The 19,540-nt window shown below is 68.1% G+C and carries 19 protein-coding genes; 13 read left to right on the forward strand and 6 right to left on the reverse strand.

Annotation, left to right across the window (positions count from 1 at the left end; genetic code table 11):
* Window positions 1-38 precede the first annotated feature (38 nt).
* Window positions 39-479, reverse strand: coding sequence for a hypothetical protein (locus tag OG507_RS36470; RefSeq protein ID WP_327371368.1), 441 nt, complete (start codon window positions 477-479; stop codon window positions 39-41).
* Window positions 473-931, reverse strand: coding sequence for an ATP-binding protein (locus OG507_RS36475; RefSeq protein ID WP_327371369.1), 459 nt, complete (start codon window positions 929-931; stop codon window positions 473-475). Before OG507_RS36475 ends, OG507_RS36470 begins: the two co-directional genes overlap by 7 nt.
* A gap of 206 nt (window positions 932-1,137) precedes the next feature.
* Between OG507_RS36475 and OG507_RS36480 the strand changes: the two genes are divergently transcribed.
* The 4 genes from OG507_RS36480 to OG507_RS36500 all read left to right on the forward strand — a co-directional run bounded on the left by OG507_RS36480 (window position 1,138) and on the right by OG507_RS36500 (window position 3,852).
* The gene (locus OG507_RS36480; protein ID WP_327371370.1) at window positions 1,138-1,998 is read left to right on the forward strand and encodes a helix-turn-helix domain-containing protein; all 861 of its coding nucleotides are present in this window, start codon (window positions 1,138-1,140) and stop codon (window positions 1,996-1,998) included.
* Complete coding sequence (locus tag OG507_RS36485; RefSeq protein WP_327371371.1) at window positions 1,998-2,234, forward strand: DUF397 domain-containing protein; 237 nt, start codon at window positions 1,998-2,000, stop codon at window positions 2,232-2,234. The genes OG507_RS36480 and OG507_RS36485 overlap by 1 nt, the downstream gene beginning before the upstream one ends.
* A 94-nt stretch (window positions 2,235-2,328) precedes the next feature.
* Window positions 2,329-3,138 (forward strand): SAM-dependent methyltransferase, encoded by an 810-nt coding sequence (locus OG507_RS36490; RefSeq protein WP_327371372.1) that lies wholly within the window; start codon window positions 2,329-2,331, stop codon window positions 3,136-3,138.
* A 264-nt stretch (window positions 3,139-3,402) separates the two neighbouring features.
* On the forward strand, window positions 3,403-3,852 hold the full coding sequence (locus tag OG507_RS36500; RefSeq protein WP_327371373.1) for a YchJ family protein: 450 nt from the start codon (window positions 3,403-3,405) through the stop codon (window positions 3,850-3,852).
* A gap of 26 nt (window positions 3,853-3,878) precedes the next feature.
* Here the strand turns inward: OG507_RS36500 and OG507_RS36505 are convergent, their stop codons facing one another.
* The 4 genes from OG507_RS36505 to OG507_RS36520 all read right to left on the reverse strand — a co-directional run bounded on the left by OG507_RS36505 (window position 3,879) and on the right by OG507_RS36520 (window position 8,681).
* Complete coding sequence (locus tag OG507_RS36505; protein ID WP_327371374.1) at window positions 3,879-5,954, reverse strand: MDR family MFS transporter; 2,076 nt, start codon at window positions 5,952-5,954, stop codon at window positions 3,879-3,881.
* Window positions 5,955-6,012: 58 nt separating this feature from the next.
* Entirely contained in the window at window positions 6,013-6,840 is an 828-nt protein-coding gene (locus OG507_RS36510; protein ID WP_327371375.1) for a hypothetical protein, read from the reverse strand.
* Window positions 6,841-6,991: 151 nt separating this feature from the next.
* Complete coding sequence (locus OG507_RS36515) at window positions 6,992-7,255, reverse strand: hypothetical protein (RefSeq protein WP_327371376.1); 264 nt, start codon at window positions 7,253-7,255, stop codon at window positions 6,992-6,994.
* Between the two features lie 211 nt (window positions 7,256-7,466).
* Window positions 7,467-8,681 (reverse strand): helix-turn-helix domain-containing protein, encoded by a 1,215-nt coding sequence (locus OG507_RS36520; RefSeq protein ID WP_327371377.1) that lies wholly within the window; start codon window positions 8,679-8,681, stop codon window positions 7,467-7,469.
* 968 nt (window positions 8,682-9,649) lie between these two features.
* Here OG507_RS36520 and OG507_RS36525 point away from each other — a divergent pair.
* The 9 genes from OG507_RS36525 to OG507_RS36565 all read left to right on the forward strand — a co-directional run bounded on the left by OG507_RS36525 (window position 9,650) and on the right by OG507_RS36565 (window position 19,539).
* Window positions 9,650-10,297, forward strand: coding sequence for a hypothetical protein (locus OG507_RS36525; protein ID WP_327371378.1), 648 nt, complete (start codon window positions 9,650-9,652; stop codon window positions 10,295-10,297).
* A 124-nt stretch (window positions 10,298-10,421) separates the two neighbouring features.
* Window positions 10,422-11,924 carry a DUF6801 domain-containing protein gene (locus OG507_RS36530; RefSeq protein ID WP_327371379.1) on the forward strand — a complete coding sequence of 501 codons (1,503 nt, stop codon included), beginning with the start codon at window positions 10,422-10,424 and terminating at the stop codon, window positions 11,922-11,924.
* A 50-nt stretch (window positions 11,925-11,974) separates the two neighbouring features.
* Window positions 11,975-12,934, forward strand: a complete 960-nt coding sequence (locus OG507_RS36535) for a hypothetical protein (protein WP_327371380.1) — start codon at window positions 11,975-11,977, stop codon at window positions 12,932-12,934.
* A gap of 573 nt (window positions 12,935-13,507) precedes the next feature.
* Window positions 13,508-14,503, forward strand: coding sequence for an ABC transporter ATP-binding protein (locus OG507_RS36540; RefSeq protein ID WP_327371381.1), 996 nt, complete (start codon window positions 13,508-13,510; stop codon window positions 14,501-14,503).
* Complete coding sequence (locus tag OG507_RS36545; protein WP_327371382.1) at window positions 14,500-15,360, forward strand: MlaE family ABC transporter permease; 861 nt, start codon at window positions 14,500-14,502, stop codon at window positions 15,358-15,360. Before OG507_RS36540 ends, OG507_RS36545 begins: the two co-directional genes overlap by 4 nt.
* Window positions 15,361-15,363: 3 nt before the next feature.
* Window positions 15,364-16,167, forward strand: coding sequence for an MlaE family ABC transporter permease (locus OG507_RS36550; RefSeq protein ID WP_327371383.1), 804 nt, complete (start codon window positions 15,364-15,366; stop codon window positions 16,165-16,167).
* Window positions 16,167-17,495 carry an MCE family protein gene (locus OG507_RS36555; protein ID WP_327371384.1) on the forward strand — a complete coding sequence of 443 codons (1,329 nt, stop codon included), beginning with the start codon at window positions 16,167-16,169 and terminating at the stop codon, window positions 17,493-17,495. Before OG507_RS36550 ends, OG507_RS36555 begins: the two co-directional genes overlap by 1 nt.
* Entirely contained in the window at window positions 17,492-18,523 is a 1,032-nt protein-coding gene (locus tag OG507_RS36560; RefSeq protein ID WP_327371385.1) for an MCE family protein, read from the forward strand. Before OG507_RS36555 ends, OG507_RS36560 begins: the two co-directional genes overlap by 4 nt.
* Entirely contained in the window at window positions 18,520-19,539 is a 1,020-nt protein-coding gene (locus OG507_RS36565; RefSeq protein WP_327371386.1) for an MCE family protein, read from the forward strand. The genes OG507_RS36560 and OG507_RS36565 overlap by 4 nt, the downstream gene beginning before the upstream one ends.
* Window position 19,540: the final 1 nt, after the last annotated feature.

The following is a 19,540-nucleotide window of genomic DNA, read 5'->3' on the forward strand; positions in this document are numbered from 1 at the left end:
GTGTCCGGCGGGTGAAACAGCAGGTCAACCGGGCTGTGTCAGGGCACGGAGACGGCGCGCGCACCGCCGGCCGGTGCCCACGACGGCGTCACACCGGTGACCTGGCACACCATCAGGAAGAGCGGGATGGGCGGGGTGTACGGCGTGCGGTTGTCGGGCTGGTGGATCAGCCGGGGGCGTACCGCCGGAACGCACGCGCCTCTCGCATAGGCGGCCTGCTGGGGCCAGTCCAGATCGAGGTCGGAGCCCGCGGGCACGATCCACCACCAGCGGTCGGCGTCCGCGAAGACGCAACCGGTGCGCGGCAGATGCGACATCAGCCGGAAGCCGTACCGGGACGGCACCCCCACCGCGTCACAGCCCAGGCTCGCCGACAGCGCGGGCGGCAGTGGCAACCGCACCATGCCCGTATCCGCGGCGCGCCGGGACTCACGGGAGCGGCGCGCTCCGAGCAGATGGGACATCGCGTTCTTCAGCATGACCGCTCCGAGCCGTGCGGCAGTTCTGCCCAGACGATGCGGCCCGAGCCGTTGCCCGCGTCGCGGGAACCCCAGGAACTGCTCAACGCGTCGACGAGCAGCAGGCCGCGTCCGTGCTCGTCATCGGCGGCGCGGCGAAGTCGCGGCCCGCCGGGCTGGTGTCCTTGGTCCTGCACGGCTATTCGCAGCCGCCCTTCGAGGCATCGCAGCTCACACACGACGCGGGCGCTCACGGTGTGCACCACCGCGTTGGTGACCAGTTCCGACACGATCAGGACCGCTGCCTCGTGTGCGTCATCGTCCAGCCGCCACTCGTCGAGCCGAGCCCTCGTCAGCCGTCGTGCACCGGCCACCGATTCGGGGTGCGCAGGCAGCGCGAAGCAGTACCGGAGCGCTTCCGTCCCGGGTCTGAGATCCATGAGCCGGGGGATGAGCGCGCTGCCAGGTGCCACAACCGATTCCTCACAGTGGGGGCTGCGTCACACTCCGCGTCTCGCGAACCTGAGGGCGGTCGTGACTACGTGAACTGGTTCACTCACCAACTCTCCCCCTGTCGGCAACACTTGGCAAGGGGCACTCTGAAAATTTCAGAGTGACTATGTATTGGGTGGCTCATGCATGGCAGACTGCTGACAAACAGCGCATCGGGAGGTCTGAAGTGAGCGAACCGCGGTCCGCCCCGACCGTGGGTCAGGTCGTCCTCGGCAAGCGCCTGCAGGATCTGCGGGAGCGCGTCGGCCTGAGCCGTGACCAGGCTGCCAAGGTGCTGCGGGTCGCACCTGCGACGATACGCAGGATGGAGACCGCCGAGGTCGCTCTCAAGATCCCCTATGTCCAGCTGCTGCTGAAGGCGTACGGGATCGCCGAGGCCGAGGCCGACGCCTTCGTCGAGCTCGCCGAGGAGGCCAACAAGCCCGGCTGGTGGCAGCGGTTCCACGATGTGCTGCCCGACTGGTTCAGCATGTACGTCAGCTTGGAGGGCGCCGCGAGCCTCCTGCGCATGTACGAGCCGCACTTCGTCCCCGGACTGCTGCAGACCGAGGACTACGCGCGTTCGGTGATGCGCACCGGAGCCGTCGGTCAGACCAGACCCGAGGACATCGAGCGCCATGTGGCGCTGCGGATGGAGCGCCAGTCCCTGCTGACCAGACCGGACTCACCGAAGCTGTGGGTGGTGATGGACGAGACGGTGCTGCGCCGTCCCGTCGGCAGTGTCGACGCCATGCGCGGGCAGATCGACCGGCTGCTCGAATCGACCGAGATGCCGCATGTGACGCTGCAGATCGCGGAGTTCTCGACCGGCCACCATCCGGGCACCTACGGCCCCTTCGTCCTCTTCCGCTTCGGTGTCCCCGAACTCCCCGACATGGTCTACAGCGAGTACCTGACCGGAGCCGTCTACTTCGACGCGCGCCCCGAGGTGGCCTCCTACCTCGAAGTCATGGACCGCATGGCGGCTCAGGCCGCAACTGCACAACGCACGAAGGAAATCCTCCGGGACTTCCGCAAGGAGCTGTGATGGAACCCATATACAACGGCATGCCGGCCGCCGATCTCGGCTCCGAGGGCTGGTACAAGCCGTGGAGCGGTGGGAACGGAGGCAATTGCGTCGAAGCCATGAAGCTCTCCGACGGCAGGGTCGCCATGCGCCAGTCCGCCGATCCCGACGGCCCCGCCCTGATCTACACCCACCGTGAGATCGCCGCCTTCATACAGGGCGCCAAGTCCGGCCAGGCGGACTTCCTTCTCACCTGAATCCACGGCTCCATCAGCTGATTCCGCAGCGCCGGAGCCCGTACCCGCCCCACACTCTTGTTGTTCACCGACCTCTGGACCCATGGAGCGCGCTATGACCGGGCAAGAGCCCCAAGCCGTCGAGATCGACACCAGCAAGCCGCATCCGGCCCGGATGTACGACTGGTTCCTCGGCGGCAAGGACAACTACCCGGTCGACGAGCAGATGGCCCGGCAGCTGCTGGCCGTGGACGCCAGAGGACGCGACATGGCCCGGGTCAACCGGGCCTTCATGCACCGCGCCACCCGGTGGCTGGCCGAGAACGGCATCCGCCAGTTCCTCGACATCGGCACGGGCATCCCCACCGAGCCCAACCTCCACCAGATCGCCCAGCGGACCGCCCCGGACGCGCGGATCGTCTACTGCGACAACGACCCGATCGTCCTCGCGCACGCGGCGGCCCTGCTGCGCTCGACACCGCAGGGCGCCACCGAGTACATCCAGGCCGACGCCCGCAGGCCGGAGGTCATCCTGGAGCAGGCGGGCAAGGTCCTCGACTTCGACAAGCCGATCGCCCTGTCCCTGCTGGCCCTGCTGCACTTCCTGGACGACGAGGACGGCGCGGCCGAACTCGTCGACCGCCTGGTCGAGCAGCTTCCCTCCGGCAGCTATCTGATGCTCTCGCACACCACCGGGGACTTCGACCCCGAGGGCGCGGCGAAGGCGTCCGCCATGTACAGGGCCCGCGGGATGACGCTGCGCCTGCGTTCCCACGCGGAGTTCGCCACGTTCTTCGACGGACTGGAACTCGTCGAGCCGGGCGTCTCGCTCTCCGCGGACTGGCACCCGGAACTCGGCGAGGTCATCGAAGTCTCCGGCGACGAGCCGATCCCGGGCTACGCGGGCGTGGCCCGCAAGGCCTGACGGCCCGGCCACCCCGCACCGCCGCTTTCGCGCCCAGCTCGGCACGACCCCGCTCGGCCGGCCGAACGCCGGATCACCCTCGCCCGGCGGCTGATGGAGCCCGGCGAGGAAGGACTCGACGTGGTCGGCCGCGCCGGCGGACCCGGTAGGACGACGAACCCGCGGACCCGCCTGCGCCGCCGCACCGGACTGACGCCCGGCGAGCACCGTCGCCGCTTTACCCCGGCCCGCTGAGCCGCCCCGGCCACGGGTGACAATGGACGCATGTCACGACGCACCACACGACCGAGGCGGTCCGCCACTGCCGGAACGCGGCCTTCCGCGATCACGGCGGACTCGCCGTGCCCGTGCGGCCTGCCCGCCACCTACGCGGACTGCTGCGGCCGCCTGCACGCCGGGACCGTCGCCGCACCGACCTGCGAGGCGCTGATGCGCTCCCGGTACGCCGCATTCGTCGTACGCGACGAGGCGTATCTGCTCCGCACCTGGCACCCCGACACCCGGCCGCCCGCCGTGGGCTTCGATCCCGGGATGCGGTGGGTGCGCCTGGAGATCCTGGAGACGACGGACGGCAGCGCGTTCCACAGCACGGGTACGGTCACCTTCCGCGCGCACTGCACGGACGGCGGGCGGCCGGACTCGCTCCACGAGAAGAGCCGCTTCGTACGGTACGAGGGCGCCTGGGTGTACACGGTGCCGGTCTTCGTCGACTGACCGGGCGGCGCGGTGGCCGGGCCCGTTCAGATCGCGGTCCCCACCGACGCCTTCTCCGGTGACAGCTCCTGCGTCAGATCCTCCGCCAGCAGCCGTTTGGCGATCACATCCACCGCCGCCCGCAGCTGCCGGTCGTCCGGGCGGGTGCCGTTCTCGTCCAGGCGCGCATTGAGCCACCGCGCCCACGCGTCGTCGATCGTCGCGGCCTCCCGGCTCCCGGCGGCGGTGTGCGTGAACAGATGGCCGTCGCCGGTGAGATAGCCCTCCTCGATCATCCGGTCGAAGACCGGCACCAGCACCTCCGGCGGAACCCGGTGCCGGGTCGCGATCAGGTTCAGACCCGCATGGCCGACCATCCGGGTGAACAGCTCGACCTGCATCACCGCCCAGGCCCCCGCCATGTCCAGCCGGGTGTCGGAGTCCGCGACGATCCGGCGGGCCGTGTCCGGACCCGCTCCGCGCAGGATCTTGGCCACCGAGAATTCCAGCAGCTTGGCCGAGTCGCCCGCGCTGGGCTGGGCGAAGCCCTCGCCCATGTCCGTCGAGCCGGCCCGCGCCGTGTCCCGCAGTTTCACCTCTTTCAGGAAGAGCGCCACGACGAACCCCAGGAGCGCGACCGGCACCGTCCACAGGAACACGGTGTGCAGCGTGTCGGCGTACGCCTGGGCCAGCGGCGCCGACTGTGCGGCGGGCAGCCCGTGCAGCTCCTCCGGGCTCTGGGAGGCTTTCGCGAGCACCGCGGGATCGCCGCCCGCCCGGGCTGCCGACGCGACGCCCTCGGCCAGATTCGGCTTCAGCGCGTTGGCGTAGATCGTGCCGAAGACCGCCGTACCGAAGGAACTGCCGAGCGTACGGAAGAAGGTCACGCCCGACGTCGCCGTACCCAGGTCCGCGTAGTCGACAGTGTTCTGCACCGCGATCGTCAGCACCTGCATGGACAGACCGATGCCGACACCGAGCACCAGCATGTACAGCGACTCCAGCCACGCACCGCTTCCCGGGCCCATCCGGGAGAGCAGGAACAGCCCGACCGCCATGATCAGCGTGCCCACGATGGGGAAGATCCGGTACCGGCCCGTCTTGGACACCACATTGCCGCTGAAGATCGAGGCGACGAGCAGCCCGACGACCAGCGGCAGCGTCCGCACCCCCGAGAGCGTCGCCGAGTCCCCGTCCACGTACTGCAGATACGTCGGCAGGAAGATCATCGCGCCGAGCATCGCGAAGCCCACGATGAAGCTCAGGATCGAGCAGACGGTGAACACCGGATTCCGGAACAGCCGCATCGGCAGCATCGGTTCCTTCGCCCGGAACTCCACCAGACAGAAGAGGGCCAGCGCGACCGCGCCGCCCGCGAAGAGACCGATGATGACGGGCGATCCCCAGGAGTACTCGTTGCCGCCCCAGCTCGTCGCCAGGATCAGAGCGCTCGCGCCGACCGTGACCATCGCGATGCCCGGATAGTCGATCACGGGCCGTCCGGCGGCCTTGACGGACGGGATCGTCCGGGCCGCGGCGATGACCACCACGATCGCGATCGGCACATTGACGTAGAACGCCCAGCGCCAGCTCAGATGGTCGGTGAAGAGCCCGCCGAGCAAGGGCCCGATCACCGTCGCCACCCCGAAGACCGCACCGATCGCACCCTGGTACTTGCCGCGCTCGCGCAACGGGATCACATCGGCGATCAGCGCCATCGAGGTGACCATCAGCCCGCCCGCGCCGATGCCCTGCAGCCCGCGCCAGACGATCAGCAGCGTCATATTGGTCGCGAGACCGCACAGGAACGAACCGGTGTTGAAGATGATCGCGGACAGCTGGAAGATGATCTTCCGGCCGAACAGGTCGCCGAACTTGCCGACGAGGACCGTCGCCACCGTCTCGGCGAGCAGATACGCGGTGACCACCCAGGACATATGGGCGGCGCCGCCGAGATCCGAGACGATCGTCGGCAGTGCGGTGCCGACGATCGTCTGGTCAAGGGCGGCCAGCAGAATCCCCAGGACGATCGTCGCGAAGACGATGTTCCGCCGGCGCGGATCGAGTACGGGTGGCGCGACGGCACTCTGCGCGGCGGGGGCGGTCTCGCTGGCAGTGGTCACGCTTGCACCCTCACACCGGGGTCCCACTCCCGCATGTGCGGGACGGCCGGATGGGTCGTCAGGCCAGCAGATCCCGCAGGGAAGCCTTCATACGGGTCACGAACGCCTCCCGCACCGGCTCCGCCACCCGGTCCAGCGAAAGGTACGGATTGAGGTCCTCCAACTCGACGAGCAGCAGCTCGCCCTCCACCGTCCGGCAGGCGTCGATCCGCTGGATGCCGTGGTCGAGACCGTTCCACTCCACGAACCTGCCCGCGAACGCCAGATCGGCCGCGCTCGGCCCGTACGGCTCCAGCACCCACCGCCGCTCCGGATGCGGAGCGTAAAGCGCGTACTGGAAGTCGCGGTCGATGAAGTAGAAGGACACCTCGTAGCGGAAGTCGATCCGCGGCTGGACGAGCAGCGTGCCGTCCGCGCTCTCCGGCAGCGCGGCCTCCCGTATGAAGCGCAGCCCGGCCGAGTCCGCCCCCAGCTTCGGCTTGACCACGTACTCCGCGGCCGCGGGCAGCAGCCCCAGATCAGCCGCCCGGTCCACCGTGGGGATCACCGGATACCTCGCCCGGCTCAGATCGACCAGATACTGCTTGCCCGCCATGTCCGCGCGTCCGTTCAGCGGGTTGTAGACGCGTACGCCCAGCTCCCGTGCCCGCGCGCGGAACGCGTCGTACGCCTCCCGGTAGTGCAGCACCGGACCGCTGTTGCGTACGACGACCGCATCGAAACCGTCCAGCAGTGCGGCGGCGTCCCCGGGGTGGCAGAGCGCGATATCGAACTCCTCGCGCAGCCGCGACGTCAGATAGATGTCCTCGTCGCAGTAGCGGCGGCCGCGGGCCTCGTAGGCGAGGTCGGTGACGAAGAGGACGGACGGGCGGGGGCCGGCGGGCATGGCGTTCCTTCACGGTGGATCGGCGGACAGCGGATCAATGACGCCGACGGCGTTGCCCGACATTCTCACGCCTGCCGCTGCCCGACCCAATCCGCGGCAGCCCGGCCGGTTCGTCGGCGAGACGGGTGCGGGGTGCGGAGGAGCGGGCGGTTCACCAGGTGCTGCCGGGGCGCACCGGCAGTCGGGGGTGGTGGGCGGCGAGGATCTTGTTGGCACGGGCCAGCTCGGAGAGCGCCTGCTCACGGTCAGCCTGGTCCTCGACGCAGAGCCGCGGCCCACGGAACCTGCGCACCTCGCGCGCGGCGCAGTCGGCGTCGAACTCCGCCTCCAGGATGTGCGGCGGGATGCAGGACCCGATCAGCGCGGCCACCCGGTCCGGGATCGGCACGGGGACAAGTAGGTGTGAGGCGGTCATTGGGGGTTCCCTCTCGGATGGTTGGCCAGGAGGCGGATCTCGCCGTGGCCACCGGGCGGGCAGCCGACTCCTCCATGTGTACGGGACGCACTTCAGGGTTTCTCGTTGAGAACGTCTCCGTGTGGCAACCGTTTGAGAGTGACCGGCTATTTCCCCTTACTTATAAGTAAGTTGACTCGGGGTGAGCGCCGTGATCCGGCCGAAACCCGACTCACACAGGGGGTTGGTCACCGCGGGAGCGCAATTGGAGCGCGCGCAGCACGGCCTCGGTGGAGAACCGGCTCTCGGGGTCGGTCAGTTGCTCGCCGAAGATGGACTCCAGATTGCGCATCCGGTAGCGGACCGTCTGTGGATGGACATCCAGCAGCTCGCCCATGTGGGCCGCGGTGCCGCGGGTGTCCAGCCAGATCCGCAGCGTCTCGATCAGCCGCTCCCGCCGGGTGGCGCTGATTTCGGAGATCGGCGCCAGTTCCCGCTGGGCGAGCTGGTCCACGAGGACCGGGTCGGAGAGCAGCCACAGGGTGATGAGGTGGTCCTCGCAGAGGATGACGGGCGCGTCGTCGATGACGCCCGCGTCGACGAGTTCGAGGACGCGGCGGGCCCAGCGGATCGAGTCCGAGGCCAGGGCGGTGGGCACGGTCAGGCCGATCGCGGCGTGGGTGCCGAGGAGTGCCTGGTCCAGCATGTGTCTTCGGTCGCCGTCGAGCGCGCCGGGGATGAGTAAGTGCGGCTGGGGATCGCTGAGATCGGCCAGGACGTCGCGGTCCGCGACGGCCCGGTCCAGGCCGGCGGGGGAGCGTGCGGCGACCAGGGTGACCTGCTCGGGCAGCGCCCAGCCCGTCTGCTCGCACAGTTCGGCGATGGCGGTACGGGGTGCGGGGCGGCCGGCGAGGATCAGGTGCAGCAGGCGTCGGCGCATGGCCTCGCTCTGCTCGCCGGTCTGCGACTGAACCTCCAGGAAGCCCTCGCGGGACAGGGATTCGAGCTCGTCGATGTAGGCGAAGAGCGCATCGGCGAAGCTGAGCATGAGCGTCGGTGAGAAGTTGTAGCTCCGGCCGACTTTCTTGGCCCGGCGCAGCGCAATCCGGGCGCCCAGGCGATAGGCGCCCTGAAGCGTTTCCATCGTGCGGCCTTCATATGCCTCGAAACGTCCGAATCGACGGCACATGTCATCTCGTCGGGAGGTCGAAGCGGACGGCTCGGCGACCAGGTCCACGAACGAGGAGAGGCTCTGCTCGACTCCGACGCGGATGGCCTGCCCGTTGGGGCCGCTGAGCAGTCGGGCGTATTCCGGATAGGCCCGGGTGACCTCGACGCCGATCTCCTTGATCAGGCTGGGCAGTTCGGGCCGCATGATGGCGGCGAATTCCTGGGGGAGGGGCCCCAGCGGATCGCCCGTGTCCGACGGCTGTATGAGTTTCGGCATGACTGTCCCCTTGCTCTCCGGCGCCCGGTGGGGGGTCAGGCGGTGGGGGAAAGCGCTCCCACGAACCGACAGGTGCGTACCAAGTCCGCGATGAAGATAGACCAAGTGAGCGGTTGTGCCCACCACTTGAACAAGATCAAAGTGCAAGGGGCACACATCTCGGCCCCGTTGTGGTGCTCCGGTGCAGGTGGGGCGGGAGTGCTCACTTCAGGACAATGTTTTTCGGACATCTACTCTTACGGCGACAAGAAAGTAACCATGGCTAATGGCGGTGGCCCGCAGGCCGGGAAGGCGGAGTCCCGGCGGCGGATTCGGCCCTTCTGTGCGCCGGTGTCGCGGTTGCGAGTCCTCCTGCCGTATTGTGCGCCGGCTTCGAAGCAGAAGAATGGCGAATCGGGGAATTATCCCTCGGCAGCCGAAATGGTCGCGATTCATGGATTGATTTCCCGGCGGCACGCGAGAGCGGGCGAATTGCCCGCCGCTGTAATCCGGTTCGGGCCACCGAGCCCGCGTGACCGCCCTCGGGCCCCACTCTGTCCGGCAGTGACCCGGCGGGGTGTGCCGTGATCTCATTCGGTCGCCGACTCGACGATCTTACCGGCGAGTACGTGGGGTTCCGGCAGCGCAGGCCGCCGTCGACGACTGTGCCCGAGGTGAGTGTCCGGAGGGCTCCCCGGTAGCACTTACCCGGCACAACTACTCACTTTCGTATAGAAAATCGTGGCGATCTGCTGAGTTCTCGCTAAGACGGAATGCGTTTATCGAGAGGGGCGGGGAATTTCTGCGCCGGGTATTGCCGCATTGGGCTACTGGCTCGTAACGTTCGATCCGTACGGAGTTCGATCACGCAGTCGAGTCCTTGGACTTCTGCGATCCACGATGTGAGCCGCCCTCGTGCCGGACCCATTACCGGGTGCGGCGCGAGGTAATCGGGTACGTCCAACTCCACTCCCCTCGGAGGATTTTCCGTGAGAAGCATCATCAAGCGTTCCCTGTTCGCCACCGCCGTCGCAGCCGCCGCGTTCGGCCTCACCGCCACCTCGGCCTCGGCCACCGCGCAGGCATCCTGGACCGTCGTCAACCCGAACGCGAACGGGTCGTTCGCGGCCTCGCTCAAGGCCGGGACGACCGCGGACCTGCTGGACATCAGCACCGGTCAGTCCGTGGCCTGTTACTCGGCCACCGCGAGCGGTTCGGCCACCAACGGTGTGCACCCGGACGGGACCAACCTCGCGCAGATCAACACCGCCACGTTCGGCGACGCCGTCAGCGATCCCTGCGACGGGCCGCTCGGCTCCGCGTTCAGCGCCGTCGCGAACGCTCCGATCAGCCTCAACGCCTCCAGCTACAGCGGCGGCGTCACCTCGGGCACGCTGACGAACGTGAACGTGACGATCACCGGCGACACGCTGTTCGGTGTCTGCACGGCGACGATCTCCGGCAGCGCCGGCAACGCCTCGTACAACAACGCCACGGGCGAGCTGACCATCAACAACGGCACCGGGCTCACCATCTCCGACGTGGACAACTGCGCCGGGCTGATGAACGACGGCGACACCGCCTCGTTCTCGGCGACGTACGTGCTCGACGACCCGATCACCGTCACTTCTCCGTGACCGTCGGCCGGCACGGTCGCGGGCTGTGCGGACAGGCTTCGCCGCCCGCACGGTCCGCGGCTGTCGGCCGCGTCCTTCCCTGCGCACCTGCCACTTGGCCCCGAGACGATGTTGGGTTGGCGAGATGAGATTCAGGACGAGCCGAGCGCGGCGGACGGCGCAAGCCGGCGCCGTCGGCATGCTGGCTCTGGCGGCCGGGCTTGTGCCGGGCACGGGGTCCGCGAGCGACACCCACGTGGTCGAGGCGGGTCTCACCTACTCCTGCGGTTTCGCGTCCGGGCCCCAGCCGGTTGCAGTCCGGGTGACGGCCGGGCTGCCGGTGACATCGAGCGCCGGAACGGTGATCCAGCCCGAGGACGTGTCGGTATGGCTGACCCTGCCCCGCGCGTCCCTCGCCGACTTCCTCGGCACCGGACCGAAGCGGGTGTCCGGTGTCACACAGCTCGTGACAGAGGTGACGCAGCGCGGTGAGTCGACCGAGGTGTCCTGGCAGGACCTGCGTATCGCCGAAACGGCTGTCGGTGCGGAAGGCGATGTGCCGGTGCGGGCGACCGGGGCCGTTCCCACCATCACCCCGCGCTCCAGCGGCGACATCGTGTTCACCGTGGGACAACTCGATCTCGAACTCTCCATGGAGCCGGCCGAGGGCGAAGCCACCGCGCCTTCGGTGCTTCCCGTCTCCTGCAGGCCGGCTGCCGACCAGGTGGTGGAACTGGGTACCGTCGGCGTGCCCGCCGGAGCCGTGGAGACGCCGTCCGACTCGACAGTGGCGGACCCGCCCGGTCTCGGGATCGTCTCTCCGCGGCAGCAGCCGCAGGCGGCGGCCCCCGGAGACGACGAGATCGTGCCGGGCAAGGTTCAGCCGCCGGAAGGGTGCTATTTCCCTCCTGGCCGGGAGCCCAAGCCCCTGCCCCCACCCGCCGGTTCCAAGAACGGCAACGGCTATATGGGGGGCTATTCGAACGCCGAGAAGCTCAACGGCGCCATGCTGTTCAAGGATCCGGGACATCTCGTCCTGCGCATGAACCACATGCTCGGCACGTTTCTCACGTGCCCCGAGGATCCGACCGACACGGCCAGCTGGCTCATGACGGACGGGACTCTCGACTACAACGGAAAGCCGCAGATGCCGCCGACCGAGGCGACATTTCTCACCTTCGGATTCATGCCGACCACCGCGAAGGTCGAGATGACTCTCGACGGGAAGATCGACATCGCCACCATGGGATGGCTGAAGAGAAATCCCGCGGGGCGGACCCGCGAGACGACCATCGCGGCCGCCGACATGTGGGTTCGGCTGTATGACGTGAAGGTCAACGGGCAGCCGCTCGACGTCGGCCCTCAGTGCCGCTCCGCACGGCCCATGCGCCTGCAACTGAGAGGCGACGGATTGACGGGGCGCCAGCTCCCGCCCTCCGGTTACACCGTGAACTCCGGCGGGCCTCTCACGGGCTACGCAGAGATACCTCCCTTCAGCGGATGCGGTGTCACCGAGGATCTGGACAGCCTGTTCACCGCCTCGGTGTCCGGTAAGGGGAACTACGTGAAAATGACGCAGGCTCCGCTGTGTGTGGAGGGCAATGCGAATACGCCCTGCCCGCCTCCCAAGCCCACCCCCGAACGCTGAACCACGCGCACCCGCACGCCCTGCCATCGATCCGAAAGGCTGGACCATCAATGAGTGCTGCCCAAAAACGTGTCAGACCCGCTCTCCTCGGCGCGCTGGTGGCGGTGGCCGTCGGTATTCCGCTGAGCACCTCGCCGGCGGGCGCCGCCTCTGCCCAGGAGATGAACGGCAACTGGGCGCCGTTCACCCGGTGTCCTGTCGACGACCCGGCCATGCTGGCCGCGGACGGTAGGACGGACATCGCGATATGCGTGGCCTCGCACTCCGAGAGCGGTTCCATCAAGCTCGGCAACACCACGGCGACGACCGGCGCGAACGACCTCCAGTTCGGCGTGGTCCGCAACGCCTCGACGGGTGTGTCCAGGATCGTGGCGCCCGAGGGCGGGGCGATCGTCGGAGCCCCGACGGAGGTTCCCGGCGGACTGCTCGGCCTGATGTGCCCCAACGGGATTCCGCTGATCTCCGGGATCTGTGAGCAGTTGACGGACAACAGCCTCAACCGGGTCGTCGCCACCGTGCAGTCGGCGGGCACCCCCAGCAACTTCGACCTGACCGCGGGGATGCAGAGCGGCAGGCCGATCGTCGACGTTCCGGTGCGGATCCATCTGGAGAACCCGTTCCTGGGGTCCAAGTGCTACATCGGCACCACCTCCAACCCGGTCGTGCTGCGTCCGCAGAACCTCACGGCACCGGCCCTGGCCAGCCAGCGCTTCGATGCCGATGGCACGGCGAACACCAGGGGTGTGCTGAACAGGGTCGCGCTGACCGGCAACGCCCAGGGGGACGCCGCCTTCGCCGTCCCCTCGGTGAGCGGCTGCGGCCCCCTGGGCCTCGGTGAGCTGAACTGGGCGGTCAACCTGAAGACCGCGCTCCCGTCGGCGTCCGGAAACAACAACCTCGTGCTCAACGACACCGCCACCTACACGGCGGGCCTGACCTCCCCGGGCTCGGCCGTTCCCGACGCGGGCCGGCTGCTCGCGGAGAACTGGCACGCCGGAGTCGTGCGCTAGGCACCTCTCCGGTTCGGACCATTCCCGTGATGCAGGGGAATTCTCTTTGCATTCCGCCCCGGCCGGAGCGCATTTCCGGGCGGGGCGGGAGCATGCGCGACGGTTCATCGAACGACTCACTTGTCGACAAGTACGCGATACCCGTTACTCACTCGCGTACAAAAACAATGTGCCGGTCGAGCACCGTACAAAAAGTTCAGGAACCGCTATTGCGGAGGAAGGTTACCGAGCCGTAGCGTCCCGGTTGAGCAGCGCGGAAACACATCCGTAACTGCCAGTTCGGTGCACCTGGAGTCGTCGTGGCTCCGCCCCCATCGGCCCGCGACCCCGGTGCGCACACCGGAGACCTTGCGCAGTTTCCGACAAAGCCGCCCCACGGCTTTGTCACTCGGTGACAAGTGATCCGCGCCGAGCACCCGGTTCGTCGATTTTCGCTGTTCAACGGCTTGTCCTGGCGGTTTCGACGGACCTAACGTGCGCCCCCTGGCGCATGTGTGACGAGCCGCCATTGAATTTCTCAGAGCCGGAGCGCTGACAGATGACTTCGTTCACGACAACTTCGAAGGAGGGCGGATGGGAATCGAAGTAGTAGTCGAAGGCCTCACGAAGTCCTTCGGCAAGCAGAACATCTGGCAGGACGTCACTCTCACACTGCCCGCCGGCGAGGTGAGCGTCATGCTCGGCCCTTCCGGCACCGGAAAGACCGTCTTCCTGAAATCCATCATCGGTCTGCTGAAGCCCGAGCAGGGGCGCGTCCTCATCAACGGCGTCGACATGGTGAACAGTTCCGAGCGCGAGATCATGGAGACCCGTAAACTCTTCGGGCTCATGTTCCAGGACGGCGCCCTCTTCGGGTCGATGTCCCTCTTCGACAACATCGCCTTCCCCTTGCGTGAGCACACCCGCAAGAAGGAATCGGAAATCCGCCGGATCGTCATGGAGCGGATCGACATCGTCGGTCTCCTCGGTGCCGAGGAGAAGCTGCCGGGCGAGATATCCGGCGGCATGCGCAAGCGCGCCGGACTGGCCCGCGCCCTCGTCCTGGACCCGCAGATCATTCTCTGCGACGAGCCAGACTCCGGACTCGACCCGGTCCGCACCGCCTACATCTCCCAGCTGCTCATCGATCTCAACGCGCAGATCGACGCGACGATGCTCATCGTCACCCACAACCTCGACATCGCGGCCACCGTCCCGGACAACATGGGGATGCTGTTCTGCCGCAACCTCGTCACCTTCGGGCCGCGCGAGGTGCTGCTGACCAGCGATGTGCCGGTCGTCTCCCAATTCCTCGCGGGGCGCCGCGAAGGCCCCATCGGAATGGCCGAGGAGAAGGACGCCGCGACCCTCGCCGCCGAGGAGGTGAACGGCTACGGGACCGGCATCAGCTCCGCCAACGCCCCGCGCACCGTCGTACCGCAGCTGGAGCCGTCGCCGGGCATGCCCGTACGACAGGCCGCCCTGCGCCGCCGGGAACGGGTCCTGTCGATGATGGGCCAGCTGCCCGAGGCCGCCCGTACGGCCATCACGAACAGCTACACCCCGGCCGCGGGCGGTGGACGTCCGTGACGGCCCCCATGCCGGTGCGGCCCCCCGAGCCGCCCACGGCCGGCCCGGCCGACGCGACCCGCCCGAAGCCACCGCAGCAGCGGCCCCCGACGCGGCTGCTCGCCCCGCTGCGCGAGACCGGAAAGCTGTTCGCCCTCGCCGGGACGGTGAGCCGCGACATCTTCCGCAGGCCCTTCCAGGTACGGGAGTTCATCGAACAGTTCTGGTTCGTCGCCAGCGTCACCATCCTGCCCGCCGCGCTCGTCTCCATCCCGTTCGGCGCGGTCATCGCCCTGCAGGTCGGCTCGCTGACCCAGCAGCTCGGCGCCCAGTCGTTCACCGGCGGCGCCAGCGTCCTCGCCGTCATCCAGCAGGCCAGCCCGATCATCGTGGCGCTGCTGATCTCCGGCGCGGCGGGCTCGGCCATCTGCGCGGACCTCGGCTCGCGGAAGATCCGTGAGGAACTCGACGCGATGGAGGTCATGGGCGTCTCGCCCATCCAGCGTCTCGTCGTGCCGCGCGTACTGGCCACCATGCTGGTGGCCGTCCTGCTGAACGGACTGGTCTCCGTCGTCGGCACGCTCGGCGGCTACTTCTTCAACGTGGTCCTGCAGCACGGCACCCCCGGCGCCTATCTGGCCAGCTTCTCCGCCCTCGCCCAGCTCCCCGACCTGTACATCAGCGAGGTGAAGGCGCTGATCTTCGGCTTCATCGCGGGCATCGTCGCCGCCTACCGTGGTTTGAACCCGCGCGGCGGCCCCAAGGGCGTCGGCGACGCGGTGAACCAGTCCGTCGTCATCACCTTCATGCTGCTGTTCTTCGTGAACATGGTCCTCACGGCGATCTACCTCCAGATCGTCCCCGCGAAGGGGAGCTGACCGATGTCGATGCTCAGCCGGCTCGATCGATCGGGCGAACAACTCACCTTCTACATACGCGCGTTGGTCTGGATCCCGCGGACCCTGCGCCGCTATCTGCGCGAGGTCCAGCGGCTGCTGGCCGAAGTGGCCTTCGGCAGTGGAGGTCTCGGTGTCATCGGCGGCACCATCGGCGTGATGATCGCGATGACCCTCTTCACCGGCACGGTCGTCGGACTCCAGGGGTACGCGGCCCTGAACCAGATCGGGACCTCCGCCTTCACCGGATTCATCTCCGCCTACTTCAACACCCGGGAGATCGCCCCGCTCGTCGCCGGACTCGCGCTCTCCGCGACCGTCGGCGCCGGATTCACCGCCCAGCTCGGCGCGATGCGGATCAACGAGGAGGTCGACGCCCTGGAGGCGATGGGCGTGCGGTCCATGCCCTACCTCGTCACCACCCGGATCATCGCCGGAGTCGTCGCGATCATCCCGCTGTACGCGATCGGACTGCTCTCCTCGTACCTCGCGTCCCGCTACATCACGATCCTGTTCAACGGGCAGTCCGCGGGCACCTACGACCACTACTTCAATCTCTTCCTCTCCCCGGACGACGTGCTGCTGTCGGTGCTCAAGGTGCTGATCTTCAGCGTGATGGTGATCCTCGCCCACTGCTACTACGGCTTCCACGCCACGGGCGGGCCCGCCGGAGTGGGGGTGGCGGTCGGCCGGTCGGTGCGCAACGCCATCGTGCTCATCAGCGTCACCGACTTCTTCCTCTCCCTCGCCATCTGGGGCGCCACGACCACGGTGAAGGTGGCCGGCTGATGAATTCGCACCGGACGCAGACCGTCCGCCGCAGACTCGCCGGAGTCACCTTCCTCCTCGTGCCCGCCGTGCTCGTGTGGGTGTCCGTCTCGGTGTACGAGAAGGACTTCACCGACGACGCCACCGTGACCGTACGCACCGGCAGCGTCGGCAACGAGATGCACGACAACGCGGACGTGAAGCTGCGCGGAGTCGTCGTCGGACAGGTCCGCGACATCTCGGCCGACGGCGACGGGGCCCGGCTCACCCTCGCCATCCAGCCCGACAAGCTCGACCGGATCCCGGCCGACGTGACCGCCCAGATGCTCCCCACCACGCTCTTCGGGGAACGGTTTGTGGCGCTCGTACCGCCCGGGATGCCGTCCGCGCAGCCCCTGCGGGCGGGGGCCGTCATCCCGCAGGACCGTTCCAGCAACGCCATCGAGCTGGAGGAGGTCCTCGACAACGTCCTGCCGCTGCTGACCGCGGTCAAGCCGGAGAAGCTCGCCGCCACCCTTGGCGCGGTCTCCCAGGCGCTCGAAGGACGCGGCGAGAAACTCGGTGACACACTCCTCGCGCTCGACGCCCATCTTGAGAAGTTCAACCCCCAACTCCCCACGCTCAACGCCGACATCAAGGAACTCGTCAAGGTGAGCAAGGTGTACGAGGACGCCGCCCCCGACGTCCTCGACGCGCTCACCGACTTCACCACCACCAGCGGCACCATCGCCGAGCAGCAGGCGCAACTCGCTGACCTGTACGGGTCCACGACCGCCTCCGCCCAGGACATCACCTCGTTCCTCCAGGAGAACAAGGACAACCTGATCCGGCTCTCCGCCACGGGCCGCCCGACGCTGGAACTGCTGGCGCGGTACTCGGACGAATTCCCCTGCACCCTGCGGACCCTGGCCGGCTTCGTCCCCGCCATGGACAAGGCGCTCGGCAAGGGCACCGACCAGCCCGGACTCCACGTCTCCGTCAAGTCCGTCAAGTCCAAGGGCAAGTACGTGCCCGGCCGGGACGCCCCGGTCTACGACGCGACCGGCGGACCGCACTGCTACTCCGTGCCGTACGTGGGCCGGACCGCGCCGACCGCCGACGTCCGTACGGCCGAGGCGGTCACCCCGGCCGGAAGTGCTCCCACGGACACGGGCATGGGCGCGGACACGGGTACGGGTACGGGTACGGACACAGACCCCGGTCTCGGCATGCCCAACTCCCCGCAGGAGAGCCAACTCGTCAACGAACTGGTCGCTCCCTCACTGAAAGTCCAGCCGCAGACCCTGCCCGACTGGAGCAGCGTGCTCATCGGTCCGGCTTTCCGCGGTGCGGAGGTGAAGCTCAAGTGAAGCGCCGCTCCCTCGCGGGTCCGCTCGCGAAATCGATCGTCTTCATCCTGGTGACCGTTCTCGCCACCACCGTCCTGGCCCTGTCCATCGCCAATACGGGCGTCGGCGACACCACCGCCTACAAGGCCAGGTTCACCGACGTCACCGGACTGATCGTCGGTGACAGCGTCCGGATTGCCGGGGTCAAGGTCGGACAGGTCGAGTCCATCGAGGTCGCCGACAAGCGCCTCGCCGAGGTCGGCTTCGCCGTACGCAAGGGGCGCAAGCTCCCCGCCTCGGTGACCGCCTCGATCAAGTACCTCAACATGGTCGGTCAGCGATACATCGACCTCGACCAGGGCGCCGGGCCGGTCGGCCACAGCTTCGCCGCCGGAGCGACCATTCCGCTCTCCCGCACCACTCCGGCACTCGACCTCACCCAGCTCTTCAACGGCTTCCAGCCGCTCTTCGAAGGGCTCTCCCCGCCGGACGTCAACCAGCTCGCGGGCTCCATCGTCCAGGTGCTCCAGGGCGAGGGCGGCACCGTCGACAGCATCCTCCAGCACGTCGGCTCGCTGACCGGCACGGTCGCCGCCAAGGACAAGGTGATCGGCGAGGTGATCAAGAATCTCAACACGGTCCTGAAGACCGTCAACGACCGCGAGGCCGGCTTCAACGACCTCGTCGTCACCCTCCAGAAGCTCGTCACAGGCTTCTCCGGCGACCGTAAACCACTCGGTGAGGCCGTCACCGCTATGGGCGCGCTCACCACCGTCACCGCGGACCTCCTCGACGACGGCCGCAAGCCCCTCAAGGAGGACATCAGGCAACTGGGCCGCCTGTCGGACCAGTTGGGCAAGGGAACCCCGCAGATCGAGAACTTCCTGCGCAAGACCCCGGCCAAGATGGAGGCGATCAGCCGCCTCGCCTCGTACGGCTCCTGGCTCAACCTCTACCTCTGCGAGGCCAGGGTCAGCGCAGTGACGACCGAGGACGGCAGCGCCCCGCCCACCGGCATCGCGATCACCCAGCCGAGGTGCCTGGCATGAGAATCAGACCCGTACGGGAACGCAACCCCGTGGCCGTCGCCGTCGTTGGGCTGCTCGTCCTCGCCCTCGTCTCCCTCGCCGCCTACCGCGCCGACTCGCTGCCCTTCAGCGGCGGCGGCACCACCTACAGCGCCGACTTCACCGAGTCCGCCGGACTCGGCGAGGGCGACGAGGTGCGCGTCGCCGGAGTGAAGGTCGGCGAGGTCACCGGCGTCTCGCTCGACGGCGCCAAGGTGAAGGTCGCCTTCAGGGTCAAGGACGTCTGGATCGGCAACTCCTCCACCGTGGGCATCGCCATCAAGACCCTCCTCGGTGAGAAGTACCTCGCCGTCGACCCGCTGGGCGAGGCCCCGCAGGACCCGCACGAACGCATCACGGCGAGCCGCACCACATCCCCGTACGACGTCACCCAGGCGTTCAACGGACTCGGCGAGACCATCGCGGAGATCGACACCCGACAGCTCGCCAAGAGCTTCGAGACGATCTCCGCCACCTTCAAGGACTCCCCGCCCGACGTGAAGAGCGCGGCCGACGGACTGTCCGCCCTCTCCAGGACGGTCTCCGAGCGGGACGCCCAGCTCGCCACTCTCCTCAAGGGCAGCAAGCAGCTCACCAAGACGCTCGCCGGCAAGAAGAGCAGCTTCGAGACCCTGCTGGAGGACGGCAATCTGCTCCTCGGCGAGATCCAGGCCCGCCGCGACTCCATCCACCTGCTGCTCACCGGCACCCGGGACCTCGGCACCCAGCTCACCGGCCTCGTCGAGGACAACAACAAGCAGCTGAAGCCCACCCTGGACTCCCTCGGCCGGGTCACCGCGGTACTGGTGAAGAACCGCAAGAGCCTCGACAAGGTGCTGTCGCTCGCGGGTTCGTACAACCGGCTCGTCGGCAACACCCTGGGCAGCGGACGCTGGTTCGACAACTACGTCTGCGGGGTCGTCCCGAAGAACTACCTGCCCGCCGGCACACCTCCGGCGACCGGATGCATGCCACCCCAGCAGCAAGGCGGCCGCTGAC

Origin of the sequence: Streptomyces sp. NBC_01217 (genome assembly GCF_035994185.1) — a bacterium.
Classification (GTDB): Bacteria; Actinomycetota; Actinomycetes; order Streptomycetales; family Streptomycetaceae; genus Streptomyces.